Annotated in this window: 27 protein-coding genes; 16 read left to right on the top strand and 11 right to left on the bottom strand. The window is 63.4% G+C overall.

Translation table 11 applies throughout. The features are described from left to right. Window positions 1–36: 36 nt before the first annotated feature. The 6 genes from SPYCW_RS01235 to SPYCW_RS01210 all read left to right on the top strand — a co-directional run bounded on the left by SPYCW_RS01235 (window position 37) and on the right by SPYCW_RS01210 (window position 6,121). Window positions 37–789, top strand: coding sequence for a sterol desaturase family protein (locus tag SPYCW_RS01235; RefSeq protein ID WP_120215227.1), 753 nt, complete (start codon window positions 37–39; stop codon window positions 787–789). After that, window positions 734–1,144 (top strand): DUF2141 domain-containing protein, encoded by a 411-nt coding sequence (locus tag SPYCW_RS01230; RefSeq protein WP_232014786.1) that lies wholly within the window; start codon window positions 734–736, stop codon window positions 1,142–1,144. The genes SPYCW_RS01235 and SPYCW_RS01230 overlap by 56 nt, the downstream gene beginning before the upstream one ends. A gap of 327 nt (window positions 1,145–1,471) precedes the next feature. Beyond that, a complete protein-coding gene (gene lnt / locus SPYCW_RS01225; RefSeq protein ID WP_232014785.1) occupies window positions 1,472–3,226 on the top strand; it encodes an apolipoprotein N-acyltransferase in 1,755 nt (584 codons plus the stop codon). 51 nt (window positions 3,227–3,277) lie between these two features. After that, window positions 3,278–4,501 (top strand): methionine adenosyltransferase, encoded by a 1,224-nt coding sequence (gene metK / locus SPYCW_RS01220; protein WP_120215224.1) that lies wholly within the window; start codon window positions 3,278–3,280, stop codon window positions 4,499–4,501. 51 nt (window positions 4,502–4,552) lie between these two features. Next, window positions 4,553–5,266, top strand: coding sequence for a tRNA (guanine(46)-N(7))-methyltransferase TrmB (gene trmB / locus SPYCW_RS01215; protein WP_120215223.1), 714 nt, complete (start codon window positions 4,553–4,555; stop codon window positions 5,264–5,266). Window positions 5,267–5,311: 45 nt separating this feature from the next. Further along, window positions 5,312–6,121, top strand: coding sequence for an Arm DNA-binding domain-containing protein (locus SPYCW_RS01210; RefSeq protein ID WP_232014784.1), 810 nt, complete (start codon window positions 5,312–5,314; stop codon window positions 6,119–6,121). Here SPYCW_RS01210 and SPYCW_RS01205 read toward each other — a convergent pair. The 8 genes from SPYCW_RS01205 to SPYCW_RS01170 form a co-directional block, all read right to left on the bottom strand. Further along, on the bottom strand, window positions 6,099–6,329 hold the full coding sequence (locus SPYCW_RS01205; RefSeq protein WP_232014783.1) for a DUF736 domain-containing protein: 231 nt from the start codon (window positions 6,327–6,329) through the stop codon (window positions 6,099–6,101). The genes SPYCW_RS01210 and SPYCW_RS01205 overlap by 23 nt on opposite strands. After that, window positions 6,292–7,155: an SGNH/GDSL hydrolase family protein gene (locus SPYCW_RS01200; protein ID WP_172595395.1), complete on the bottom strand. Its 864-nt coding sequence runs from the start codon at window positions 7,153–7,155 to the stop codon at window positions 6,292–6,294. The genes SPYCW_RS01205 and SPYCW_RS01200 overlap by 38 nt, the downstream gene beginning before the upstream one ends. 78 nt (window positions 7,156–7,233) lie before the next feature. Further along, window positions 7,234–8,841: a long-chain fatty acid--CoA ligase gene (locus SPYCW_RS01195; RefSeq protein ID WP_197715648.1), complete on the bottom strand. Its 1,608-nt coding sequence runs from the start codon at window positions 8,839–8,841 to the stop codon at window positions 7,234–7,236. A gap of 37 nt (window positions 8,842–8,878) precedes the next feature. Next, window positions 8,879–9,820: an alpha/beta hydrolase gene (locus SPYCW_RS01190; RefSeq protein ID WP_058814412.1), complete on the bottom strand. Its 942-nt coding sequence runs from the start codon at window positions 9,818–9,820 to the stop codon at window positions 8,879–8,881. Window positions 9,821–9,831: 11 nt separating this feature from the next. Continuing rightward, window positions 9,832–11,004 carry a serine hydrolase domain-containing protein gene (locus SPYCW_RS01185; protein WP_054586760.1) on the bottom strand — a complete coding sequence of 391 codons (1,173 nt, stop codon included), beginning with the start codon at window positions 11,002–11,004 and terminating at the stop codon, window positions 9,832–9,834. Continuing rightward, a complete protein-coding gene (locus tag SPYCW_RS01180; protein WP_231732801.1) occupies window positions 11,001–11,912 on the bottom strand; it encodes an ROK family protein in 912 nt (303 codons plus the stop codon). The genes SPYCW_RS01185 and SPYCW_RS01180 overlap by 4 nt, the downstream gene beginning before the upstream one ends. 11 nt (window positions 11,913–11,923) lie before the next feature. After that, window positions 11,924–13,030: a glycoside hydrolase family 68 protein gene (locus SPYCW_RS01175; protein ID WP_232014782.1), complete on the bottom strand. Its 1,107-nt coding sequence runs from the start codon at window positions 13,028–13,030 to the stop codon at window positions 11,924–11,926. 98 nt (window positions 13,031–13,128) lie between these two features. Beyond that, window positions 13,129–15,252 carry a TonB-dependent receptor gene (locus tag SPYCW_RS01170; RefSeq protein WP_054586758.1) on the bottom strand — a complete coding sequence of 708 codons (2,124 nt, stop codon included), beginning with the start codon at window positions 15,250–15,252 and terminating at the stop codon, window positions 13,129–13,131. Window positions 15,253–15,300: 48 nt separating this feature from the next. Here SPYCW_RS01170 and SPYCW_RS01165 point away from each other — a divergent pair, with 48 nt between their 5' ends. Together SPYCW_RS01165 and SPYCW_RS01160 are read left to right on the top strand one after the other, a co-directional pair. Continuing rightward, the gene (locus SPYCW_RS01165; RefSeq protein ID WP_172595394.1) at window positions 15,301–16,851 is read left to right on the top strand and encodes an MFS transporter; all 1,551 of its coding nucleotides are present in this window, start codon (window positions 15,301–15,303) and stop codon (window positions 16,849–16,851) included. A gap of 87 nt (window positions 16,852–16,938) precedes the next feature. Continuing rightward, the gene (locus SPYCW_RS01160; protein WP_120218029.1) at window positions 16,939–17,931 is read left to right on the top strand and encodes a LacI family DNA-binding transcriptional regulator; all 993 of its coding nucleotides are present in this window, start codon (window positions 16,939–16,941) and stop codon (window positions 17,929–17,931) included. Between the two features lie 72 nt (window positions 17,932–18,003). On the opposite strand, the gene fixJ is transcribed toward SPYCW_RS01160, so the two are convergent. Both fixJ and SPYCW_RS01150 read right to left on the bottom strand, forming a co-directional pair. Next, window positions 18,004–18,624 carry a response regulator FixJ gene (gene fixJ, locus SPYCW_RS01155; RefSeq protein WP_054586755.1) on the bottom strand — a complete coding sequence of 207 codons (621 nt, stop codon included), beginning with the start codon at window positions 18,622–18,624 and terminating at the stop codon, window positions 18,004–18,006. Continuing rightward, on the bottom strand, window positions 18,614–20,023 hold the full coding sequence (locus SPYCW_RS01150; RefSeq protein ID WP_232014781.1) for a sensor histidine kinase: 1,410 nt from the start codon (window positions 20,021–20,023) through the stop codon (window positions 18,614–18,616). Before SPYCW_RS01150 ends, fixJ begins: the two co-directional genes overlap by 11 nt. Before the next feature lie 217 nt (window positions 20,024–20,240). Between SPYCW_RS01150 and SPYCW_RS01145 the strand changes: the two genes are divergently transcribed. Genes SPYCW_RS01145 through SPYCW_RS01125 form a run of 5 tightly spaced genes read left to right on the top strand, consistent with a single transcriptional unit; the run spans window position 20,241 to window position 22,469 of the window. Next, a complete protein-coding gene (locus tag SPYCW_RS01145; protein ID WP_054586753.1) occupies window positions 20,241–20,930 on the top strand; it encodes an alternative oxidase in 690 nt (229 codons plus the stop codon). Between the two features lie 28 nt (window positions 20,931–20,958). Continuing rightward, window positions 20,959–21,303 carry a hypothetical protein gene (locus tag SPYCW_RS01140; protein ID WP_054586752.1) on the top strand — a complete coding sequence of 115 codons (345 nt, stop codon included), beginning with the start codon at window positions 20,959–20,961 and terminating at the stop codon, window positions 21,301–21,303. Window positions 21,304–21,338: 35 nt separating this feature from the next. After that, window positions 21,339–21,788: a globin domain-containing protein gene (locus SPYCW_RS01135; RefSeq protein WP_054586751.1), complete on the top strand. Its 450-nt coding sequence runs from the start codon at window positions 21,339–21,341 to the stop codon at window positions 21,786–21,788. Further along, entirely contained in the window at window positions 21,766–22,185 is a 420-nt protein-coding gene (locus SPYCW_RS01130; RefSeq protein ID WP_420496828.1) for a group III truncated hemoglobin, read from the top strand. Before SPYCW_RS01135 ends, SPYCW_RS01130 begins: the two co-directional genes overlap by 23 nt. Then, window positions 22,182–22,469 carry a DUF1971 domain-containing protein gene (locus SPYCW_RS01125; protein WP_054586750.1) on the top strand — a complete coding sequence of 96 codons (288 nt, stop codon included), beginning with the start codon at window positions 22,182–22,184 and terminating at the stop codon, window positions 22,467–22,469. The genes SPYCW_RS01130 and SPYCW_RS01125 overlap by 4 nt, the downstream gene beginning before the upstream one ends. Before the next feature lie 258 nt (window positions 22,470–22,727). Here SPYCW_RS01125 and SPYCW_RS01120 read toward each other — a convergent pair whose 3' ends face one another. Next, on the bottom strand, window positions 22,728–23,249 hold the full coding sequence (locus tag SPYCW_RS01120; protein ID WP_145985925.1) for a hypothetical protein: 522 nt from the start codon (window positions 23,247–23,249) through the stop codon (window positions 22,728–22,730). Window positions 23,250–23,559: 310 nt separating this feature from the next. Between SPYCW_RS01120 and SPYCW_RS01115 the strand changes: the two genes are divergently transcribed. Genes SPYCW_RS01115 through SPYCW_RS01105 form a run of 3 tightly spaced genes read left to right on the top strand, consistent with a single transcriptional unit; the run spans window position 23,560 to window position 25,764 of the window. Continuing rightward, complete coding sequence (locus SPYCW_RS01115) at window positions 23,560–23,997, top strand: hypothetical protein (RefSeq protein ID WP_145985924.1); 438 nt, start codon at window positions 23,560–23,562, stop codon at window positions 23,995–23,997. 35 nt (window positions 23,998–24,032) lie between these two features. Continuing rightward, a complete protein-coding gene (locus SPYCW_RS19490; RefSeq protein WP_084758125.1) occupies window positions 24,033–24,428 on the top strand; it encodes an energy transducer TonB in 396 nt (131 codons plus the stop codon). After that, entirely contained in the window at window positions 24,394–25,764 is a 1,371-nt protein-coding gene (locus tag SPYCW_RS01105; protein WP_120215219.1) for a TonB-dependent receptor domain-containing protein, read from the top strand. Before SPYCW_RS19490 ends, SPYCW_RS01105 begins: the two co-directional genes overlap by 35 nt. The last annotated feature ends 7 nt before the right edge of the window (window positions 25,765–25,771 follow it).

Genomic DNA, 25,771 nt, shown 5'->3' with positions numbered 1-25,771 from the left:
CTAGCCCCCGCGCGCGCGGCCCGCTAGAGGAGTCGCATGGCGGCGATCATTTTCTCGGCACTGGCAATGACGGCGATCGTCGGCGTCCGCTATCTGCTGAGCAGCGGCGGTTTCGCGCTGGCGACGCGGATCAAACATCCCGGTCTCTATCGCGGGCTGGAACCGCAGATGCGGCGCGAAGTCGGCTGGAGTCTGGCCAGTGCCGCGATTTACGGGATCCCGGCGGGCATCGTCGCGTGGGGGTGGCAGACGCATGGCTGGACGCGCATCTACACAGACGTCGACACCTTTCCGCTCTGGTATCTGCCGGCCAGCCTGCTCGCCTATCTGCTGCTCCACGACACATGGTTTTACTGGACGCACCGCTGGATGCACCGGCCCGCGCTGTTCCGCATCGCCCACGCCGTCCACCACGACAGCCGCCCACCGACCGCATGGGCGGCGATGAGCTTTCATCCGATCGAGGCCGTAACGGGCGCCGTCGTCATCCCTGCGCTGGTGTTCTTGATCCCGATCCATGTCGCGGTGCTGGGGCTGGTGCTGACAATCATGACCGTCATGGGGGTTGGCAATCATATGGGGTGGGAAATGTTTCCGCGCGCGCTCGTTCATGGACCAGTCGGGCGGTGGCTGATAACGGCGACGCATCACGAGCAGCATCACGCCGCTTACCGGGGGAACTATGGCCTTTACTTTCGCTTCTGGGACAAGCTTTGCGGCACCGATATTGGGCTTGGCGATTTTGCCGCTGCTCACCGCCGCCGCGCCGCCGCCAACACCCAGCGTTGAGGTCAGCGTCAGTGGTCTGCGCAATACCAAGGGGCAATTGCTGGTCTGTCTGACCGCCAATCCCAAAGCCTTTCCCGATTGCAGCAAGGACAAGGCGTCGGTGCGCATGGCGGTAAAAGCCGCGAACGCGGGTCATTTCAAGGTCGCGGCGCCCGCCGACGGCACCTATGCGATCGCCGTCGTCCACGATGAAAACGGCAACAACAAGATGGATATGGCGCTGTTCATGCCGAAGGAAGGCTTCGGCTTTTCGCGCAATCCCACGATCGGCATGGGGGCGCCCAAGTTCAAATCGGCCAGCTTTGCGGTGACCGGCGACACGCGGCAGACGATCAAGATGAAATATATGCTGTAATGCGGCGGCGTCCGTTTTGGGGTGGTTAGCTGCCCTAACCTCCTCTCCCCTTGAGGGAGAGGATAGCGCAGCTTGCTCCGTCAGGAGCTAGCGAAGCTTGGAGAGGGGGTTGGACGCCAGCAAGCGTAAAACCCCCTCTCAACTGCGGCTAGGCAGCAAGCTGCAAAGCATCCGTATCTCTCCCTCAAGGGGAGAGAGGAAATGACGTACGTCCGCAATCGGTCGAAACTGGCCAAAGCGTTTTTCATCGTCCCCCCCCCACCTCGCGCAAGCCCACCGATGCACGCCCGATTGTCGCGGCCTCGCCGCATCGCTATGGGAACGCATGTGACCGCGCTCCTCCCCCACATCGCCGCTTTCGCCGACCGCTGGCCCAAGCTTGTCGCCCTTGCGCTCGGCGCCGTTTCGGCAACAGGTTTTGCGCCGCTCAACCTCTGGCCGCTGACCCTGCTCGCGTTCGCGGGCTGGATGGCGCTCGTGGCGCGCAGCCCGAGAGGCTGGCGGGCGTTCGGCGTCGGCTGGGCGTTCGGAGTCGGGCATTTTGTCGTCGGACTGAACTGGATCGCGACGGCGTTCACCTATCAGGCGGCGATGCCCGCGTGGCTGGGGTGGATCGCGGTCGTGCTGCTGGCGCTGTATCTGGCGGTGTATCCGGCGCTGGCCGCGTGGGGTGCTTGGGCGATGACCAAATTCGTCGCCCCCGCGAAGGGTGTCGGGAGGCACGTGACTCCCGATACGGCCGCTCGCAGTTTACACAGCAGCCAAGGCCCAACACTGACAACGGCCCCCGCATTCGCGGGGGCGACGCTGTCCTTCTTCCTCGCCTTCGCCGCGCTTTGGACGCTCACCGAATGGCTGCGCAGCTGGGTCTTCACCGGCTTTGCTTGGAATCCGCTGAGCGCGATCCTTGCACCGATGACGCCGATGCTCTCACCGACACGGCTGGTCGGCACCTACGGAATGTCGGCGATCGTCATGCTAGCCGCCGGGTTCATTCTTGTCCAAGCGATGCGATGGCTTCCAGCATGGCGGCGGGCGCTTGGCCCTTCGTTGAGAGATGGCACATTTCCGACCATCATACTCGGCGGCATATTGGTCGCAGCGGCAGTGATCACTCTGGTTTTTGCCCAAGCGAGCGCCGTGGGAAATTTCGTCGATAGCGCCGTCAACGCTACGGCCACACCGCAACCCAAGGCCGTCCCCATCACCGTCGTCCAGCCCAATGTCGGCCAGGCCGACAAATGGGTCGGTGCCAAGGCCGACGCCAATTTTGCTAAACTCGCGGGGTTGACTGCGCCGAAGGACGACACCCCGCGCCTGATCCTGTGGCCCGAAGCGGCCGTACCCGATTATCTCGAGTGGGGTTATCCGGCGGTCTATTACGACCGCTCACCCGCCGCGGCGCGTGCGCGCCTGACTGCGCTGATGAGCCCCGATGATGTGATGCTGCTCGGCGCGCTCAAGCTCGAGCTCGACCAACAGGGCGACGTGGTTGGCGCGCGCAATGCGGTGATGACCGTCCGTGCCGACGGCACCCTCGGCGCGCGGTACGACAAGGCGCATCTGGTGCCTTATGGCGAATATCTGCCGATGCGGCCGGTGCTGTCGGCGATCGGCCTGTCGCGCCTCGCCCCCGGCGACATCGATTTCTGGCCCGGTCCCGGCCCACGCACCCTCGACCTTGGCGCCTTCGGCCGCGCGGGGCTGCAAATCTGTTACGAGATCATCTTTTCGGGGCAGGTCGTCGACCGCGACCACCGGCCCGATTTCATTTTCAACCCGTCGAACGACGCGTGGTTCGGCAGCTGGGGTCCGCCGCAGCATCTGGCGCAGGCGCGGTTGCGTGCGATTGAAGAAGGCCTGCCCGTCGTACGCGCAACGCCGACCGGGATCAGCGCGGTGATCGACGCCGATGGTCGGGTGCGCGAATCGCTGCCGATGCACGCCGCGGGACGGATCGACACGACGATCCCGCCCGCCCACGCCCCGACGCTGTTCGCACGGCATGGCAACATTCTGCCCGTCGGATTTGCGCTGATCCTGCTCGCGGCGGCCATTGCCTTTCGCCGCCGCGGACGCTAACAGCGCCCTCACATAAAGCTTCCTTTATATCCGATTCACAGAAGGTTTCCCATGCGCAACAGCTTCCTTTTCACCTCCGAAAGCGTGTCCGAAGGGCATCCCGACAAGGTTGCCGACCAGATCAGCGATTCGATCGTCGACCTGTTCCTGTCGAAGGATCCCGAAGCGCGCGTCGCCTGCGAAACGCTGACCACGACGCAGTTGGTGGTGCTGGCGGGTGAAATCCGCGGCAAGGGGATCATGGACGAGGACGGAAACTGGGCGCCCGGCGTTCCCGAGGAAGTCGAAGCGACGGTGCGCGCCACTGTCCGCGAAATCGGTTATGAACAGTCGGGCTTCCACTGGCAGACCTTCCGCTTTGAAAACAACCTGCACCCGCAGTCGGCGCATATCGCGCAGGGCGTCGATGCCGGTGAGAACAAGGATGAAGGCGCCGGCGACCAGGGCATCATGTTCGGTTACGCGTCGGACGAAACCCCCGACCTGATGCCCGCGACGCTCGATTACAGCCACAAGATCCTCGAGCGCATGGCTGCTGACCGCAAGGCGGGGATTGCACCGTTCCTCGAGCCCGATGCCAAGAGCCAGGTGACGCTGCGTTACGCCAATGAACGCCCGGTCGAAGCGACCGCGATCGTCGTGTCGACCCAGCACGCGCCCGGCTATTTCTTCCACAACGGGGACGGCGACGAAGCGAAATATAGCGAGCTGCGCAAATATGTGCTCGGCGTGATCGCCGATGTGCTGCCCGCCGAGTTGCTGACCGCGAACACCGTCTATCACATTAACCCGACCGGCTGTTTCGAGATTGGCGGCCCCGACGGTGACGCCGGGCTGACCGGCCGCAAGATCATCGTCGACACCTATGGCGGCGCATCCCCGCACGGCGGCGGCGCGTTCAGCGGTAAGGACCCGACCAAGGTCGATCGCTCGGCGGCGTATATCACCCGCTATCTCGCCAAGAATATTGTCGCAGCCGGGCTCGCGCGCCGCTGCACGATCCAGCTCAGCTACGCGATCGGCGTCGCCGAGCCGCTGTCGATCTATGTCGACCTGCACGGCACCGGCACCGTCGAAGAAGGCCGCATCGAAGCCGCGATCCCGCAGCTGGTGCGCCTGACCCCGAAGGGTATCCGCACTCACCTCGGCCTCAACAAACCGATCTATAAGCAGACCGCCGCCTATGGCCATTTCGGCCGCACCGCCGACGGTGACGCCTTCCCGTGGGAGCGCACCGACCTCACCGACAAGCTGAAGGCCGCGCTGGCCGCCTGACCGCGATCGGGGGCGCTTGCCGCCTCCGTGTTGCGCGGCTAGGGGCGCCGCATGACTGCTTATAAATCTGGCGATCCGACGACGATCAACCGCCTTTATGGCCGGTCGAAGGGCAAGCCACTGCGCGCCGGGCAGCAGGAACTGGTCGATACTTTGTTGCCGCAGATCGCGGTGCCGGATGCTAGCGAAGTTTCCGCGCAGCGTCTGTTCGGACAGCCATGTCCGCTGCATTTCGAGATCGGTTTCGGCGGCGGCGAGCATATGGCGGCGCGCGCCGACATGCTGCCCGATCATGGTTTTATCGGTGCCGAGCCGTTCATCAATGGGGTTGCGCAGGCGCTGGTCCATGTTGCCGGCGATCATGGCGCGAAACTGCCGCTGGGCAATGTCCGCATCCACCATGGCGACGCGCTGGAGGTGCTGCAGCGAATCCCCGACGGCGCGCTGAGCTTTGCCTATCTGCTCCACCCCGATCCCTGGCCCAAGGCGCGCCATGCCAAGCGGCGAATGATGAACGACGGCCCGCTCGACCTGATCGCAGCCAAGCTGAAGCCGGGCGGCGAGTTCCGCTTCGGCACCGATCATCCGATCTATCTGCAACATGCGCTGATGGTCATGCGCCGCCACCGCCACCAGTTCGAATGGCTGGCGAAGGACGCATCGGATTTCCAGAACCGCCCCGGCGGCTGGCCCGAGACGCGCTACGAAGCTAAGGCGCGGCGGCTGGGGCACGAAGTCTGGTATATGCGCTGGAGGCGTAGATAAGAGTGCTATAGAGTTGAAAAGGCTAGTTTTTTCTAGGCCTTCCCTATGCTATCTTTTCTCCAATTACGCGGCAATTTCCGTCACGGTGATTGCCCGGTGATTGCTGGAAACGCCGTATTGGGAGACCCATTTATGGCACGCGGAAAGATCACAAAACGCTCTATCGATGTTCTCATCGCAAGTAGCGAAAATGACATCCTCTGGGATGATAGCATAAGAGGCTTCGGCGCCAAGCGAACAAAATCGGGGGCCGTTTCATACGTCCTGCAATTTCGAATGGGCGGACGAGAATCAAAGACCCGCCGATATACGATCGGCAGTCACGGCTCGCCTTGGAGCCCAAGCACGGCGAGAGCCGAAGCGGAACGGCTGTTCATTCTAGTCGCCCAAGGCACGGATCCAGGAGAGGCGGAGCGGCAGCGCCGGCGTGAGGCGGTCGATCTGGCATTCGACAATTATGCCGATCGATTTGTCGACTCTTGCGTTGGCAAAGGTTGGAAGCGGCTCGCGGAGCAAGGCCTGAGACTCCATGTGAAGCCGGTGTTGGGCTCAAAGCCCCTGCCGCGGCTTGTTCGGTCCGATATTATTGCGGTGATGGACCGAATGCCGAGGGAGCAGATCGGCAATATCCGAAACGTCTTTGCAGTGATGCGCCGGCTCTTTCGCTGGGCGGTGGGCCGTGGGGACATCGACCGCAGCCCGATGGAAGGGATGGAGACTCCGCCTGCCGTTACCCCCCGCCTTATGGCAGCACAAAAAGGACGGCCCGTCGGACCGCCCTTCGATGTCTTGCAGCGATCGGCTCCGCCCGAAGGCGGAGCCGGGGATCCCGTCAGGCCGGCGGGTTCCAGATGATGACCTTTTTCATCGGGTCGTCGCCAGGGGCGTTGGCGACATTGCCGTAGATGGTCCCGAATTCGGGGGCCGACATCGTCACCGACACATATTCGGCGCCGTTGCTCTGCGAGAAGCGCTTCCAACCGGCGCCCAGTTCGAATCCGTTCTTGCGGCTGAGGATGCGATAATCAGGCTCGTTTTCCTTGATCTTGCGGCCATTCGGCACGATCGCGATCGGCGCGGTGACGTTGAAAGGATGCGCCTTCCGGCGGGGCGAGATCGTAGGTCCAAGGTTGCGCTGAGCATGCATCATGGCCGCTTCCGATCGTCGCCATGTCAACCAACACTGCGCCGCTCTGGTGAGCGGTTTTCCTCGTCGCTTCTGCCAATCTCGCGGCCACTCCGAGCGACGACCTGACTTGCTGCTGCGTGAGGTGCAGTGCGTCGCACGTGCCATTTTCAGGCAAAACCGGTGGATAGGTGACCACAACGACCAGCGCTTTGGGCGACCGCCGGCGTATCGCCGCAATGGTCGCCACGATTTCGTTTTGCACGGCAATGAAATCTTGTTGCTCGGGGTATGTTTCGCCACCCGACATGGCTGTGAGCCAGCGCATGATACCGCCGCGATTGCGGTAGCCGGCCGAGACGAGACTTCCGATGTAGCCAATGTCGTTTCCGCCGACGGTGAGGGTTACCAGCCGGGTGTTTGCGTTGATCGGCGCGATCTGCGGGCCTTGGAAAAACTGTCCGCCACCCACCAGATGTTTGACGGTCGCGCCCGAACAGCTCATGTCGACGAGCGATAGACCGGCAGACCGCGCAAGCTGTTGGGGATAGCCGTTGACACTCCGCTGGCATGCTAACGGAGCGCCCGGCGCCAACTCGCCCAGACCGAGTTCCGCGGCGAACGAACTTCCCAAGGCGACATATTCAGGGTTTCCGACCGGCTTGCGATGGCCTTGATACATCATGATCCCAAGGACCGCCGTCGCGCCCAGCGCGAGTAACAACGCCGCTCCAACAATCGATCGTTTCAGACCGCGGGGCATGCTCGGTTCTTTCGCCAATACCGGATGTTCGTTCGTCATAGGGCGGCGCGACACGTGCGACGGCGACCTCGGACGCGCCTAGGCTGCTGATAGCGGAGCGACCGAAAGACAATCCGCGTAACGTCCGCGCAAAGCCTTCTTGTCGATTTTGCCCGTAGCGGTGAGCGGAATGTAGTCGAAAATGACCCGGTCGGGCAGCCACCAGCGCACAAGCCTGGGCTCGAGCCAGGCCCGAACAGCCTCCTCATCCAAGACGGATTCGGGCATGCGCTCGATGACGAGGAGCGGCCGTTCCTCCCACTTGGGATGAAACACGCCGACAACGGCCGCGATTTTGACGCCGGGGCAAGCGACGGCGACATTTTCGATGTCAATCGAACTGATCCATTCGCCGCCCGATTTGATGACGTCCTTCTTCCGGTCGGTGATGCGCATAAAGCCATTCGCATCTACAGTGGCGATGTCGCCGGTATCGAACCATCCGTCGGCGTCGAGCGCACTGACCGACTGCCGGTAATACCGTTCCAGAACCCAAGGCCCACGGACGAGCACGTTGCCTGCCGCGACACCGTCGTGCGGCAAGTCCTGACCATCATCGTCGACAATCTTGAGCTCGACGCCGAACTGGAGCCGGCCTTGCCGCGTCCAGATGATGTCGTTCATTTCATCATGGCCTAGCGCTGCAACCTTGGGCGTCGGCGTTGCGAGCACGCCGAGCGGCGACATCTCGGTCATGCCCCAGATCTGGCGAACCTTGACGCCATATTGGGTCTCGAACGTCTCCGCCATCGCGCGCGGCACGGCCGACCCGCCAATCACGACACGCTCGAGCGTCCCCGTGTCCTCGCCCGTGCGGGCGAGGTGATCGAGATACATGGTCCAGATTGTCGGCACGCCGCCCGAGAAGGTGACGCCCTCGGACTTGATCAGCTCTTGCAGGCTCGCTCCGTCGAATTTGTCGCACGGAAATACGAACTTCGCTCCGTTAATCGCTCCCGCGAATGGGAGGCCCCAGGCCGTCGCGTGATAGAGCGACTGGCACGGCAAGATCACGTCGAAGGCAGAGAAACCGAGCGCGCCCGACAGACCGGCGACAAGCGCGTGCAGCACCACCGAGCGGTGCGAGTAGAGCACGCCCTTCGGATCGCCGGTGGTGCCCGATGTGTAGCAGAGAAAGGCCCCGCTGTTCTCCTCGAGGTCGGGCCAAAGGGTTGTCCCGGAAAATTCAGCGATGCGCCGATCATAGTCATCCCCGGTCAGCATCACGAAATGCTCGATCGTATGGAGCGCGGGTTTCAGCCGCTCGACGATCTCGTGCAGATTGGCGTCATAGAGAAGCACCCGGCTTTCGGCATGGTTGATCGTAAATGCGATATGTTCGTCCGGGAGCCTCGGATTGGCGGTGTGGAGAACAAGCCCCTTCCCGGGCGCAGCAAAAAACAGTTCGAAATGCCGGTGCGTATTCCAAGCGAGCGAGCTGATCCGGTCCCCCGGTTCGAGCCCGAGGCTCATGAGCCACTCGGCCCCCGCCGCCGCTCGCGAGAGCGCACCCGCATAATCGTAACGAAAGAGCTTGCCGTCGCAGTCCTTCGATACGATCTCGCGATCGCCGTGCGCTGTCGCTGCAAAGCGCAATATCTGCGAAATGTTGAGCGGCAGGTTCTGCATCAAACCCGGGATTGTCATCTAGCATGTCCTCAACCTGATCGCGGCCAGCCGCAGTCTACCCATTCGCCAGCAAAGCTTGCAGCCGCGCGACGACCTCATCGGTCGCCTCGGCGGCAGCCGGTATGATCCCGGCAAAATGCACGAAACCATGCGTCAGATGATCGAACTCCAGGAGTTCGGAGCGAACCCCCGCATCTCGCAGGCGTCCGGCGTAGGCAACGGCCTCGTCGCGCAGCGGATCGACCGATAGGACGACCGTCAACGCACGCGGCAAGCGCGAGAGATCGTCTGCCTTGAGAGGCGAAAGGCGCGGATCGGCGGTGTCGGCGCCCTGCGCATAATCGGCGACACACACCGTCAGACTCGCGCGGCGGAGCGTCGGATCAGCGTCGCGAACGCGGGACGGATAGTCATTCTCGCCGGCGTCGAGGTCGACGGCCGGGTAGAGCAGGAGCTGTGCATCAAAGGGCCGTCCCTCTTGGGGCTCGTCGCGCATAGCGATGCAGATTGCGGCCGCTAGATTGCCGCCGGCGCTATCGCCGCCGATGATCGCTGGCAAACTATCACCGCCGAGGGACGACCGATTGGCGGCAATCCAGCGCGCGGCCGCGAGGCTGTCGTCAAATCCCGCCGGGAAGGGATGCTCGGGGGCGAGACGATAGCTGCTGGCCACCACCACCATCGAGAGATCCCGGCATAGCCGGCGGATGGTATGATCGACGGTGTCGAGGTCGCCGATGGCCCAGCCGCCGCCGTGAATATAGTGCAGCGTCCCCGTCGGCTCGGTCGATGGACGGTAAATCCGGAGTGGGACCTTGGCGTCGCGCGTTTCGATCTGCCGGTCTTCGATCGAAGCAACGTCTATGCGGCCGCCCGGCCCAACGATCATCGGGATCATCGCGGCAGCCTGCGCCCGAAGCGTCGGATAGTCGACGGGCCCCGGCGGCACGGAAGGCAGTTGGTCGACAAGTTGCTGCAATACTGGGTCGAGCGCCACGATAAACTCCGTCAATAAGTTGGAATGGAAAGGCCGAGGATGCGCGCCAGCGCATCGACGACGCGGTACACTTGTGGGTCCCTGACGCCGGGTTGGCCGGTGCGGTTGCGGACATAGGCAAAGCTGACACCCGAGGATGGGTGGGCAAAGGCGAGCGAGCCCCCCGCCCCGTCATGGCCGAACGATCCCTCGCCGAGCATCGGCTGGATCGCCCATGGCAGCATGAGGCCCGCGCCCCAGGTCGGACCGGCGAAGTCCTGACCGAAAGGCGTTCCCGAAGACACGGTACGACAGGCGTCGCGAAGGCAATCCTCCGAAACAAGCGGAGCCTGGCCGACGCTACCGATCGCCTTCGAATAGAGCCGCGCGAGCGAGCGCGCGTCGGCGACACCATTTGCGCCCGCCAGTTCGACGCGCTGCACGGCGGGATCGTTCATGGCGTCGGCGAGACCGCTCATCCGCGCGGGGAAAAGGCCATTCAGCGATATCGCGCGCGCTGCGATCGATGACGGGTCAAGTTCGGGCGTGTCATATTCGGCCGGAACCTCGACGGCGGCAATGGGCGACTGCGCGTCGCCGCTGCGGCCAATCTGTATGTTGAGTTCCAACGGCCCAGCAAGATTGGCGCGGAACCATTCTCCGATGGTCTGGCCGGTCACCCGCCGCATCAGTTCCGACGTGATCCAGCCCACGGTGATCGCATGATAGGCGTGTGCCGTGCCCGGTTCGAACAGCGGAGCTTCCGCCGCAAGCCTTGCTGCCATCGCGGCTATATCGGCCAGGCCTGCGATCGTGATCGGTCCGCTTATCAGGGGAACGCCAGCCTGATGTGCGAGCGCCTTGCGGACACTGATATCGCCCTTGCCGTGCGCCGCGAACTCGGGCCAGTAGTGCGCGAGCGGCAGATCGAGATCGATCCTGCCGTTCGAGACCTGCGACAGGACGCACAGTGCCGATATTCCCTTGGTGACCGAGAAAACGGGGACGGCGGTATTGCGATACCAGGGGGTTTGATCGCTGGCATCTGCCGAGCCGCCCCAGAGATCGAGCACCGGCTGGCCGTCACGATAGATGGCGCAGGCGGCCCCGCGTTCGCCGCCCTCCTGGAAGTTCGCTTCGAATGCGTCGCGGCACGCCGCGAATTGCGGATCGACGGTGCCCTGAATTTGGGAACGGTTGGTCAAAATTTTCCCTCCTTGGTTCGGGCATCGATCAACACGGCTTCGCCGAGCGCGACGGCGCCAAGCGGCCCGGCCCGGTCTCCGAGCGCCGGAAGCGTGACCAGATCTTCGGCCGCGTCGCCCGGGACGAAGGGAAGATAGCCAGCCAGGTCCGCGACGACATGCTGCCAGGCGCGTTCGAGCAGAAAGGAGCGGCCCATGCCGATCCCGCCGCCTATCAGGATTTTCTGCGGGCTCGTTACCAGCAGAAGAGCACCGATCAGCTGGGCCAGGTCGTGCGCGACAAACGACCAGCGCGGATCATCTGCCCGTATTTCCTCGCCCGCCCTGCCGAACCGCGCCTGCAGCGCAGGACCCGACAACAGGCCCTCGATGCAGTCGCCATGAAACGGGCAGCTACCCGAAAACTCGTCGCCGTTTGCGCGCCGCAATCGGAGATGCCCGATCTCGGGATGGAGCGCCCCGTGCACGGGGCGCCCTCCGAGCAGCAAGCCCCCGCCGACGCCGGTGCCGAGCGTCAGATAGCAGAGGCTGTCGAGGCCCTGTCCAGCGCCCCAGCGCCATTCGGCAAGGGCCGCGGCATTGACGTCGGTATCGATACGCCACGGGCAATCCGCGACCGCGCCCAGCGCACCCGCGATATCGGCTCCGCTCCAGCCTGCCTTGGGCGTGGCGAGCATTGTGCCAAAATCCGTTGCACCCGGATCAAGCCGCAGCGGACCGAAAGAAGCTATTCCGAGCGCGGCAAATCCTTCGCGCCGCTTCCACCCTTCGAGCGTGTCGACGAGGGCGCCGAGCGTTTCATTTGGCGTCGTCGTCGCAAATCGCGCGCTCGCCAGAATTTCGCTCCCGCGGGCAAGGACAGCCAGCGCTTTCGTCCCCCCCAGTTCGATGCCGGCGATTGTCTTCATAGGGACCATAGCTATCGCGCGATCCCTGCCTTGTCGCCTGCCAGCCACAGATGAACGAACGGCGCAAACGCGCCGCCGAAGTTCCGGTCATCGCCGCCGCTCCAGTCATCGACAAAGCTCGTGACGGACAAGTCGGGCAGTACGAACCAGCTATAGGCCTGCGCCGGCGCGGCTTCGGGATTGGCGAACACCAGCCCGCTACCATTGACCGGGCGCCAGCCCTCGAAGAGCGCGGGGGATACCATTGCGTAGAGCCCGGTCGGGCCGGCAGGCCCCGACGGCGCAAAAACATGACGCTGCGTCGACCAGAAGAGATAATAAAGGCCGGCGTGGAAAATGATGTGCGGTCGCTCGAGTTCGTTGTTGAGCGTGTCTGCGCTGACGATCGGCGGAAGGAGGGTCCAGCCCTGCTCGCCGCATTGTCGGCGAACAATTCCGATGACGCCGTTATATTCGGACCGCGAGCGCGCCTGCGATCCCGCGAACAGCAGATAATCATCGCCTCCCGCCGGATCACGGAAGAAGGCCGGATCGCGGAACGCCTTGATCTTCCCAACCTCGCTCGGGCCGCCGCAGGTGGACATATAATGCTCGAGGTCGATCGGGACGATTTCTTCCAGCTCGCGCCAATCGCCAAGCCTGGGTGCCTCGCCCGACAGGTCGAGCGTCGCCAACGCTGAAAATAAACGCTGCTCGAAGGTCAAAATCTGCTCGCCGCGACGCCCGGTAGCGGTAAAATATAGGGCGACGGTCGCAAGGTCCGCGGAAGCGACGGCCGACCCCGACCATTCGCGGCTACCGGGTGAAAAGCCGTCTGGCATGGCCGGCCCGAGGTGCCGCCATCCTTCCGCGCTGTGCAGCAGCAGGTGGATGCGTGCATGCCCGTGGTGCTCGTCCGGGTCGGCGAAGCGCGGCGCGCCGAGTGCCATCCACAGCTGCCTGCCACCGGCCAGGATGATCGGCTTTCCGGCCTCGTCCTGCACAGGCCAGGCGTCCCAGACGCCGAGATCGGGAGCGATCGGTGCGAAATCTTCCTCGCTGAGCAGCGGCGCCCGCAGAACGGGCGCTGCGTCGATCGCCTCGATATGATCACCCGTCCAGCGAGCCGGAACCATCATGATAATTTCACTCTCAAATATTCGAAAACCGGACGGACGCGCCGTCGAACATCGGAATCAAATGAGGGGGCGAGCGCCGCTGCGCTCGCCCCTCCTGATCAATCGATGGTGGTGCGCAAGCGCAGGCCGATGGTGCGCGGATAAGGTCCGGCGAGCAGCAGACTGTTGCGAACGAAAGACGGACCGCGTTCGTCGGCGAGATTCTCGCCGAAGATCGAAAGTTCCCAGCGGTCCGTGCGGATTCCCGCACTGGCATTGTAGAGCGAGTAGGGCCGGACGACATAGCCGTCGTACATGACCCGGCTGCTGGTGCGGCTGGCCGCACCGTTGAGGAAGAAGCGCAGGTCGCCGCTGCCGAGCGGCCGCTCGAAATCGGCATCGAGACGATAATTATACTTCGCTGTGCTCGAGAGGCGCTCGCCATTGGCGACGTTGGGAAGCGAGGCGGTGACGGCGGGATAGATGTCGCGGAATTCGCTGTCGTTCCAGTTGGCGACCGCGCCGAGATTGAGGCCATCGATCGGGGTGCGCCACCGCGCTTCGAGATCGACCCCCGTCGTGCGGGCTTTGCCGACGTTCGCGAACGCGGAAACGCCGAACGGCGTGAGACCGAATTGCAGATCCTTGAAGTCGATGCGGTAGACGTTGAGCCCGAGCTGGACGCGGCCGTCGGCGAGCTTCGCCTTGATGCCCGCCTCATAGTTGGTGAGCGTATCGGGAGCGAGCGCGATCGAGGACGGAATTCCCGAGGCCTCGACCAGCGAGGCCTGGAACGGCGTCTGGGTAATGCCGCTCCGGAATCCCGTGCTGACCGTCACGAAGGCGGTCAGATCGTCGGTCGGGAACCAGGAAAGGTTCGCGCGCCACGTCACCTTGTCGGGTTTGGTTTGCCCCGAGCCCGTTCCGGTCAGGATCGAGTCCGCATCGAAGCGTCGATTGTCCTTGTAATAGCGGATGCCGACCAGCGGCACGAGCTTGCCGCCGAACAGATCGTAGCTGATTTCGCCGAAAGCGGAATAGTTGCGGGTCCGCGTATCGTTGAACCCACTGATGGTGAGCGCGGTCAAGTTGGCATCGAAGCTGAAGAGCGCCTTAGCATTCTGGTAGAAACCGCCGACCAGCCAGTGGAACGGACCATCGCCGTTCGAGCGAAGCTGGATTTCCTGCGCGAAGCTGCGCGCATCATAACCGTTGAAGAGCGCGCCGGTGCCGAGCGGTCCGAAGGTCTGTCCGGTCAGATAGCCATATTCGGCATCGAGATAGCTGGTCGAACTGCTGAGGATCGCGGCGCCGGCGTCATATTCGACCGACACGCTGTAGAGATCGAAATTCCCGTTCTCATATCCGCGCGTGGTTCCGCTGAACCACTGCTGGGCAGGCTCAAGCTGGTTGATGCTCTGCGTATAATTCTGGCGCGGTTCCCAGTGCGCGGCCTGCGCCCGGATGCGCAGCGCGTCGGTCGGCTGCCAGAGCAGGACCGCCCGCACGTCGCGGTTGGTGACGTCGTTGGCATTCTTGAACGACGGCCCACCGGTCGCCGGCGTCTCGCTGAAGATATCGACATAGCCGGCACGCTTGTCATAGCCGCCGCTGATGCGGATCGCGAGCCGATCCTTGATCAGCGGCACCGAGATCGCTGCCGACACCCCGTAGTTCAGCGCGCTCGCATCATCCATCTTCGCGATCGTCGCCTCGCCGCGCATCTCGAAATTGTCGAGATCGGGCTCGCGCGTATGGTAGATGATCGTGCCCCCTGCCGAACCCTGCCCATAGAGTGTACCCTGCGGCCCGCGCAGGACCTCGATGCGGTCGATATCGATGAAGCGGAGCGGCGGCGCGATCGGCGAATTGGGAATCGCGAAGGGAACGTCGTCGATATAGTAGCCGATCGGCGAGTCGCCGATGCCGCCCGCGGCTCCCACGCCGCGCAGCGAGAAGGTCTTGATCACCGAGCCGACCTGTTCGCCCGGCGAAGCACCCGGGATCGAGTTCACAAGATCGGTCGTCTCGCGGATTCCGCGCTCTTCGAGCTGCTCGCCGCTGAAGGCCTGGATCGCGAGCGGCGTGTCGATCAGCGACTGCGAGCCCTGGCGCGACGCCGTCACGACGATGTCGCTGTCACTGCTTTCCGTCGTGGAAGCTGCATCTTGCGCCATCACCGGAGTGATCAATGCGATATGTGCAATGCCGGTAAAGGCGGCGGCGGTCAGGCGGCGTGTCATAGGTCCTCTCCCCATAAGCTGCGAATCCGCGATGGAATACGCAATCGATTGCGTGCGGTTTACGCAATCGATTGCGCAGTTGTCAACTCTCTGTTACCCGGCGGCAACGAATGTAGGTGGAGAGCACGCATGACAGGACCGACCGACCTTCCGAAAGGCGCCAAAGTCGGCACTTCGACGAAGCTTTATTACGGGAGCGGTCAAGCCGTCGACGCCATCGTCCAGGCGATCGTCAACACCTTCCTCCTCTTCTATCTCACCGCCGTATGCGGGATGTCGGGGGCTGCCGCCGGCAGCATTTTCCTGATCTCGCTTGGCGTCGACGGGTTGCTCGATCCGTTCATCGGGCGGCTCTCGGACAATTGGCGGTCGCGCTGGGGCCGCCGCCTCCCCTTCATGACGATCGCGCTTCCGCCCATGATGATCGCCTCGGCGCTGCTGTTCACGCTCCCCGCCAATCTCGCCGGCGGCGCCCTCTTCGCTTATGTGCTGGCGCTCAACATCGTCCTGCGTGTCGGCCTGTCGGTTTTCGCGCTCCCTCATTCGGCGCTGACCGCCGAACTCAGCGACGATTATGGCGAGCGCTCGATTATCAGCACCTACCGGGCCCTGTTCATCGTGCTGGGCACCGCGGCCGCGCTTCTCCCCGCCTTCGGCTTCCTGTTCGCCGAAGACGGCGCGCTCCAGACCCGGCCGCCCTACCAGTGGCTCGGGCTCATGACCGCCTGCCTGATCGGCGGGTTCGGGTCGGTCTGCGTGGGGGGGATCTTCAAGACCGTGCGCAGGCTGCCGATGCCGCCCGGCGAGGCGACGGGCACCGGCTTCCTGTCGGACATGGCACAGCTGTTTCGCAATCCGTCCTTCGTGCCGATGTTCGGCGGCGCGGTGCTGGTGCTGGTCGGCCAGGGCGCGACGACGGCGCTCAACCTTCACGCGTACCGCTATTTCTGGGAGCTGCCGAGCGCCTATATGCAGCTGCCGCTGCTCGTTCTGCCGCTCGGCATGCTGCTCGGAACCCTCGCCGCAGGCCTCTTGCTGCGGCGCATCGAAAAGCGCGACGGCGTCGTCGGCGCGATCACGCTGCTCGGCGTCTACCAGATCGTCATCACCCTGCTCGCCGTCACCGGCGTCATTCCCGCGGGGTCGATGATCGCGGTCGTTCTCGTCGCGATCAGCGGCTTGCTCTTCGGCGGCTGCGGCGCGCTCTGCTTCGTCTGCTTCTACTCGATGATCGCCGACGCGGTCGATGAGCATGATCACCTCTTCGGCGTGCGCCGCGAGGCCCTCTATGCCGCGGCGCTGATGGTCGGAGCCAAGGCTGCCACCGGTCTCGGTGCCTTCCTTTCCGGACTCGGTCTCCAACTCATCGGGTTCGTGGCGCCGGCGAAAGCGAGCGGGATCGTCCCGCCGGATATCGCCACGTCGGTGGGTCTCCTATGGGGCCTCGGCGGCGCGCTGGTCGTGCTCGCGGCCATCCCCTTTCTTCGGCGATACAGGATCGATCGGTCGCATCATGCGGCGGTCCTCGAAAGCCTTGCGGCGCGCAACGCCGATCACAACACGGCACCGAATTTGACGCCGGACCTTGCGCAGGCCTGATCGGCGGTGCAATCGATGGCGTAACGCAGACGGGCGAGTGGAATGGAACTGGAAAAGGTGCGCCCAAAGTCGGGCCGGGCAGTCAAGATGACGGACATTGCGCGGATCGCGGGGGTATCCTCGTCGACCGTGTCGCGGGCGCTTGCCGATCATCCCACCATTCCCGAGGCGACGCGAAATACGATCCAGGCGCTGGCGAGAGAGCATGGCTATGTCGTGAACCGCGCCGCGCGGAACCTGCGCCAGAGCCAGACGCAGACGATCGCCGTCGCGGTCCCGCTTGGCCACGAGCGCGAGCAGCTGATTTCAGACCCCTTCTTCCTGCGCCTGTTCGGACATCTCGCCGACGAGATTTCGCAGCGGCGCTACGACATCCTGCTCGTGCGCGAGCCCTCGCCCGACGCGCATTGGCTAGGGCGCCTCGTTCAGTCGCAGCGCGCCGACGGCTTCATCATCGTCGGGCAGAGCGACCAGCATCAGGCCCTTAACCTTGCGGCCCGCGACTACCGCCCGCTGGTCGTCTTCGGTTCAGAACTGCCAGATCAAATCTATTGCTCCGTCGGCTCCGACAATTTCGAGGGCGGCCGGCTTGCCACGGACCATTTGCTCCGATCCGGCCGCAGGCGCATCCTGTTCCTCGGTCCCGCCGAACTGCCGCAGATCGACCTCCGGCTGGACGGTTACCGGCAGGCGATCGGCGATCATGGCCTGTCGGTCGACGAGAGCTTCGTCCTGCCCGCGCATTTTACGGGACCCTCGGCCCATGACGCGGTGCGCGATCTTCTCGCGCGGGGGGTGGAATTCGACGGCATCTTTGCGGCCTCTGACGGCATCGCGCTGTCCGCGATCCGCGCGCTTGAGAGTGCAGGCATGCGCTGCCCTGACGACATCTCCGTCGTGGGTTTCGACGACAGCGATCTCGCCTCGCAATCCCATCCGGCGCTAACCACCATTCGGCAAGATGTCCCCGGTATCGCGGCGACGATCGTCGATCATCTGTTTCGACGGCTGGAAGGGGAAGGCACCTATTCGTCGACGCTGCCGGTGAGCCTCATCCTCCGGGAATCCGCTCCCGGCTGAAGACACAGATGGCCGAAACCAGACTTTCCGCTAAGCGATGAGGCGACGGCAAAAGCGGCCCATAAGCGCTCGCTATCGCGGCGCGTCGAGCTGGATGATCGTCGCCATCCGCACCAGATCGGACAATGTCTTCGCCTGCATCTTCATCATCGCATTCGCGCGGTAGACCTCGACCGTCCGCGCGCTAATTGAAAGATCGAAAGCGATGGCCTTGTTCGCCTTGCCGGCAACAAGACCGTCGACGACTTCCCGCTCACGCGCCGAAAGCGCGGCCATCCGTTCGAGGATTGCCTGCCGTTCGGCCCGCGCACTTTCGCTCCCGGCCTGCACCGTCAGCGCGCGCCGGATGGCGCCGAGCATGACCTCGTCATCGAACGGCTTCTCGATGAAATCGGCGACACCCGCCTTCATGGCCTGAATGGCGAGCGGAACATCGGCATGGCCGGTGATCATGATGACCGGGACTGCCGCGCCTCGCGCCTTCAGCGCCTCGACCAGCTCGATACCGCTCGTGCCCGGCATCCGCACATCGGTCACCACGCACGCGCCTTCGAGCGGCGGCGAGGCTTTCAGGAACGCATCGGCGGACGCGAAACCCCGGACGCGAATTTCGGCACAATCGAGAAGAAACTCGAGCGAGCCTCGAGCGCCGTCGTCATCGTCGATCACATAGACGATCGGATCACTCGCCATCATATAACTCCTCTTGACCCATCCTCGGCAAGGTGAAGCTGAACTGTGCCCCGCCGCCAGGTGCCGGATCGACCCAAATCTTTCCGCCATGCGCTTCGATGATCGTGCGCGAGATCGACAAGCCCACGCCCATACCGGTCCGCTTCGTGGTTATGAAGGGCTGAAACAATTGCGCCGCGACGGCCGGGGCAATGCCGGGGCCATTGTCGGTCACGGTGACCCGGGCCATGTCACCATCGGCCTCGATCGCTATCGTCAGCTTGCGGTCCCCGGCAGCCGTTTCGGCAAAGGCGTCGACCGCGTTGCGGACGAGGTTCAGCACCACCTGCTGTATCTGTACCTTGTCCACGAGCACCAGATCGACGGCGGTATCGAAGGCGAAGCGAATGCGAATATCATGTTCGCGCGCGCCGACCAGCGCAAGCGCGCTCGCTTCTTCGACCAGCTTGGGCAGGCTTTCGACGGCGCGCTCGGTTTCGCCGCGCGCGACGAAATCGCGCAGCCGCCGGATGATGTCGCCCGCGCGTAGCGCTTCCGCGGCCGCTTTTTCGACGGCGTCGGCCAAGCGATCGTGCGGGACATCGTCGCGCGCAAGCAGCATCCTGCTGCCCCTGAGATAGTTGGCGACCGCCGACAGCGGCTGGTTGATCTCGTGCGCCAGCGCCGATGCCATCTCGCCCAGACTGGTAAGGCGGGAGACGTGGACCAGTTCGTTCTGCAGTTCCTGCAATCGCACCTCGGCCTCCTGACGTTCGGTGAGGTCGCGAATGAAACCGGTGAAGAAGCGCTCGCCGCCGGCTCGCATCTCCCCGACCGATAATTCGATCGGGAAGGTCGATCCGTCGCGCCGTTCGCCGACGACCACCCGACCGGTTCCGATGATCCCCTTCTCGCCGGTCCGGTAATAACGATCGAGATAATCGTCATGCGCGGCGCGATAGGGCTCGGGCATCAGCATCCGGACATTCTTGCCCACCGCCTCTTCTGCCCGCCAGCCGAACATGCGTGTCGCCGCCGGACTGAAATCGCGGATCGCTCCCGCCTCGTCGATCACAACCATGGCGTCGGGGACGGTTTCGAGGATCGAACGCAAATGAGCCTCGCGTCCCGCCAGCGCCGCGGTTCCCTCCTCGGTTTCGACGCGGGCGTGTTGGAACCACTCGCCGCCCAGCGAGATCGCGAGCGAGATCACAAAGAAGGATCCGGCGGCGATCAGGCTGCCGCCCTCGACGGGTCCGATGCGGCTGTCGCACCATAGGCCGGCGGCCGCCCCAGCAAGCGCGGCGAGCGTGCCCGCGCGCAGCCCGGAAAGCGCGCCCGCGACCACGACCCCCGGCACGAAAAAGATGAAGGTCGCGCGCTGACCAAGCTCGGCCGCGAATAGGAGGCGAACCGCCATGCCGGCCGCGACGAAAAGCAGGGCGATGCCAAAGGCGGCCAATACCGGAAGGCGCGGAAGAAAGCGGCTCGTCAGGCGGGCACGGCGGACCTCCGGTAAATCCCTTAGGGGAGATACGGTAGGGACATCATCCAAATTTCCGTGCTCCTCGTTCAGGCCTATTTCGTCTCCATCGACGGCATCTATGAACCCCTGCCGCCGGAACGGAGATGTTCCAATGACTGCACCTTTCATCGATCTCAGCGTCCATCACAACCCCAAGGGCATGTCCGATCGCGTCGCTTATGGCTTCACCAAGGTCCTGCGCTGGTGCGCCGACACCTTTTTCGCCGAGCGTTACGGCCACCGCGCTGTCGTTCTCGAAACGGTTGCCGCGGTTCCGGGGATGGTCGGCGCAACGATCAACCATCTCGCATGCCTGCGCCGCATGTGCGACGACAAGGGCTGGATCAAGACGCTCATGGACGAGGCCGAGAATGAGCGCATGCACCTGATGACCTTCATCGAGATCTCGAAGCCGACGCTCTTCGAGCGGGCCGTGATCATCGGGGTGCAGTGGGTGTTCTATGTCTGCTTCTTCGCGCTCTACCTGATCAGTTCCAAGACTGCGCACCGCGTCGTGGGCTATTTCGAGGAAGAGGCGGTGATCAGCTACACGCATTATCTCGCCGAGATCGACGAAGGCCGCAGCGCCAATGTGCCGGCACCGAAAATCGCGAAGGACTATTGGGGCCTCCCCGCCGATGCGACGCTACGCGATGTCGTCCTGGTGGTTCGCGCCGACGAAGCGCACCACCGCGACGTCAACCACGGCTTCGCCAACGAGCTTGCCGGCCTGCCCGTCGGCCCGGTGGCCGAGTGCCCGCCGCACGTGACGCTGGAACCCAACTGGAAGAAGGCTGCCTGACCGCGGCTCCGGGCAACGGAGGAAGGACATGGACCACCCTGTGATACTCTTCGCGAGCGATCCTGCCCTTCTTTCCGCACTCCGGTTTTCGCTGACGCTCGAAGGGTTCGACGTTCGCGGCGACGCCGAACGCCCCACAAGCCGAATGTGCCTGGTCATCGACCAGGGTTTTCGCGGCGACGGACTGGCATGGCTCGCCAGCCTCCGCGCGGAGGGGAACGCGTCGCCGGCCATTCTGCTTGTGACGCACCCTGACCGCACCCTCCGCGCCTCCGCCGCGGCGCTCGGCGCCCGGCTGATCGAAAAGCCGCTGACGGGCGACGAACTGACGGACGCCCTGACCGATATCCTGACCTATCATCCCGCCGCCTGACAGCCGCGGCACCAATCGAGACAAAGGAACACAGCATGCGCACCGCCTCTCCCCATGCCATGACCATCGTCAAATCGACCGCGCCGGCACTTGAGAAGCATGGCGTCGAGATCACTACCGCCATGTACGCGCGGCTCTTTCGGGATCCCGCCATCGAGGCCCTGTTCGACAAGGCCGCGCAGAGCAGCGGCGAGCAGCCGCGACGGCTTGCCGGTGCGATCCTTGCCTACGCCCGCAACATCGACAAGCTCGCGAACCTTGGCCCGGCCGTCTCGCGAATGGTCGCGCGCCATGTCGAAACCGGCGTCAAGGCCGAGCATTATCCCTATGTCGCCGAAGCCTTGCTTCCTGCGATCCGCGATGTACTCGGCCCCGATGTCGCGACCGACGAGGTGCTGGCGGCCTGGGGCGAAGCCTATTGGATGCTCGCCGACATTCTCATCGCCGCAGAGGCGCAAGCCTATGAAGACGCCGTGGCGGCCTGATATGGAAGACAGGATGAGACTTGAGCTCTCGGAGCAGGACCTCACGAAACTCGTTCCGGAATTTTACGCGCGCGTCAGGGCCGATCCGGTTCTGGGTCCAATTTTCGATGGCGCAATCGACGACTGGGACGAGCATATTGAAAAGTTGCAGGCCTTCTGGTCGTCCGTCATGCTCACGAGCGGGCGGTATAAGGGGCAACCGATGGTCGCCCATCTGCGCCACGAAGGCGCCATGAGTGCGGCCAATTTCGACCGCTGGCTCGCCTTGTGGCAAAAGACGACGGGGGATATTCTCGACCCGGACAATGCAGCCGCACTTCAGGCGAAGGCGGCGCGGATCGCCGAGAGCTTGCAGCTTGGCGTCCAGTTTCAGAGCGAACGATTGGCGAGATCGTGACGAAAGCCTTGCCCGCCGGTCTGCAATCCTACAAGCGGACCGCCACATTCACCGAAGCTACGACACCCGCCGCCTTGATGAACGATCATTCGACGAAAGAGGGCGTCTGGGGCTTGATTCACGTCGAAGAGGGCAGCTTGTACTATCTGGTGACCGATAGCCAGCGCCAGTCCTCCCAACAAATCCTGACATCCGATTGTGGTCCAGGCATTGTGGAACCGACGATAATACACAAGGTGGAGATCATCGGGCGGGTGCGGTTCTTCGTCGAGTTTCTGCGCTGAGGCATCGAGGCAGCGGCTGGCCGATAGCGGACAGGCGGCTTTCTAGTGCAAACACAGGCAAGCGGCCGCTTCAGCATCGACAAGGGCACGGCTCGTCGCGCACATGAGGATGCTTCCTTTCGCTCGGCGCGGCAGTGCCACTCAAGGCGACCGATGTCTTTATAAGAGCTTGGCGGCAGCACTTCCATTGCTGAGGAATGCAAACGACTGCACCAAGTTGCGCGGAATTCGGACACAAGACGACTGCAGTACCGGTCCCTATTTCCCCTTCGGTCTCAAAACGATGAAGCCGCTGGACTGATAGCGCGTGGTTTGCATTTCGGCCGCGATATCCTGTCCCGCGGCGCGCAGGGCCTCGCCAGATGTGAAGTTGCAATTCACATCCATGCCCGGACGGGCGGCCGTCGGTTTGCAAAGAGGTAGGAACACCCGAATAATGCCCCGCTCGATCGAAGCGATGAAATAGCGATATTCTCCTGGCTTCTCGGTTGTCTGCACGAGATACAGGTCCGTTCCTTCGCGAGGCGAATCGAGCGGTGACAACGTAAACGCCATTTCGCGATTTTCAGCGTCTAGAAAACGGAACTCTTTCCCCTGTTTCCGTACGATACGGGCGGATTCAGGCAAACCGTCGAGTGCCATGGTGTAATCACCGGCGATTTCTGGCGCGGCTGCGCCGCTTACCGGCAGAAGTGGCGCGGCCGCCTTCCACTCGCAGCTTCCCAAACTCAGTGAAAATACAAGCAAGGCAACAGCCTTGTACGCACGAGAAATCATCATCGCCCCCATCGTCCAACCTCATCTCCCGATCTATGCGATGGTTTGCAGCGACGATGCAATGTGGAATGACAACGGCGACGCGTGCGCGACGTCATGCACTGGGGGCCGGGACAAGCGCCAGTGAAATGAAATACTGGGTGATGCCAACTCCGCGCATCGAGATTTCCGAGGTTGGGTAGCGCAGGCGCGCACTTCTCTCAGAGACCAAGCCTGCCCGGACGGACGACAACGATTAAGCGCTCCTCCACTTTTCAGGTGACGAGGATCAAAATCTCGCTAGTCGTGGTGCCGAATTCATTGGGGGGAATCAATGAAATACAGATCAGTTATGCTGTGTCTTGCGGTGACTTTTGTCCCATCGGCGGCTCAGGGAGCCGGACTTCGATGCAAGCCGGATACGGGGCAGCAGACGTTCTTCAGCGGCGGCGAAGCGCAGACTATACCTTCCAAAGTCACGGCGGCCGACGGCTTCGAGGTCGTCGTGGACGGAGGCGGCCGGCCCGACATCGTCTGGAACCGGGAACAATGGGGTTTCAAGTCGGCGCGCGCTGGCTCGATCGACATCAATTTTCTGCAGCAAAGCAGTATTGCGGGCGATTTCGGGCTGATCGGAGGGGGTGCCAATCTGAGCTATCTGCTTCACGTCAACGCGGACGACAGCGGGACAAAGCGCTATGTCCTGACGGCCACTACATTCGTCGGCACTTACGCCGTCGTGAGCGAAGCGGGTGTCTGCAGTGACGCCTGATCAGCATTAAGGCTGAAACACAAAAACGAGTGGTAATGATGAAAAGACGAATCCTCTGCATCGCAGCCTGCGCGGTGATTTCCGGAGCGTCAGGAACAGCCTTGGCACAAGGCTCTGCGCCTGCGACCGCCGCGTGCCCCAAGCGTTTTGCGGATCCCGAACCGCGCGGCCAGTCGGGATGGATTACGATGGAAGATTATCCACAGCGCGCGCTTCGCGAAGGACGTGGTGGCCGAGTTCGTTATCGCGTCAATGTGACCGTCGCGGGCCGCGCCGAGAATGTAGAGATATTGGAAAGCTCGGATAGCGATCTCGCTGTCGCGACGACGAGGGTCCTCACTCGGCGCGCGCGATTCACGCCAGCAATCCGCGACTGTCAGCCTGTACCCGGAGAACATGAGGGTTCGCTCACCTGGGCCGCGCCCGAGTAATGCGGGCTTCTACGGCACGGACAAGACCTATGGGGTCACGCAGAATTTCACCAATGGCGTTGCGCCCCCTTCGATCCGGATCTTCAACAATCGCAGTCTGAGTATCGAGGCGGGGGTCGAAGGCCCGCTTTTCGCGCTGCCGGCGGGCGATGTCCGCCTCGCGGCAGGCGGCGGCTGGCGCAGCAATCACCTTAACGCCCTGATCGCGGGCCGGGCCTTCGCACCCACGCGCGAGAACCGCTATGCCTATGGCGAGCTCTTCGTCCCGCTCGCCAGTCCCGATCAAAAGCTGCCCTTCGCGCACCGCGCCTCGATCACGGCAGCAATGCGCTTCGAGGATTATTCCGATTCCGGGAGCATCGTCGTGCCCAAGCTCGGCTTCGTCTATGCGCCGGTCCCGGAGCTCAGCCTCGGCATTTCGTGGGGCAAGTCGTTCAAGATGCCGACGCTCAACCAGCAGTATAGCGGATATACGCCGGTCCTCCTGTCCGTGACCGGCTATGGATCGATGTTTCCGGCCGGATCGACCTATGTCTATCTCGGCGGTCCCAATCCGGATGTCGGCCCCGAGCGATCCGAGAATGTGACATTGAGCGCGACCTTCCGCCCGTCGAGCCGGTTGCAGATCGTGACAAGCCTCTTCCGGATCGACTATCGCGACCGGGTCGCGCCGCCATTCGGATCGCCACTCGGGGTTCTCACCAATCCGCTGTTTGCCGATCTCGTCACCTTCAATCCGTCGCCGACGTTGCTGGCCGCCGCGATCGCGGGGGCCTCGGACCCGCTCGGCAATGCCACCACCGGACCCTATGACCCGGCCAATGTCATCGCGCTGATCGACGGGCGCGACCTCAATATCGCCTCGCAGCGCTATCAGGGCGCGGACCTGTCGCTGCGCTACCGCGCACCGATCGGTGCGCAGATGCTGACACTGATCGCAAGCGGCACCTGGCTCGACAGTCGGCAGCAATTGTTGCCGGGCCTTCCGGTGACCGATCTGGCCGGCACCATCTTCAATTCGCCGCACTTTCGCGCGCGGGGTGGCGCAACCTTCGGAAATGAGGACTTCACTCTCGCCTCCTTCGTCAGCTTCACCGGCGGCGTCACCGATCGGCGCCGCACAATTCCCGTCAAGGTGGCGTCGGTCGCGACGCTTGACCTTTCGGCGCGTGTCAAAATCGGCGCATTGGGCGAGATCAGCGTCAACGCCCTCAATATCTTCAATGCAAAACCCGAGATGACGGCAGTGGCATCGCCGAGCGACACCCCCTTCGATTCGACAAATTATTCGGCGGTGGGGCGTTTCCTCGGCATCACGATCAGCCGCGACTGGTGAGGAGGAT

The sequence above is a fragment of the Sphingopyxis sp. EG6 genome (assembly GCF_003609815.1).
Lineage (GTDB): Bacteria > Pseudomonadota > Alphaproteobacteria > Sphingomonadales > Sphingomonadaceae > Sphingopyxis.
Note: the sequence above shows the minus strand (reverse complement) of the source record. Positions and strands in the feature narration are given on the sequence as shown.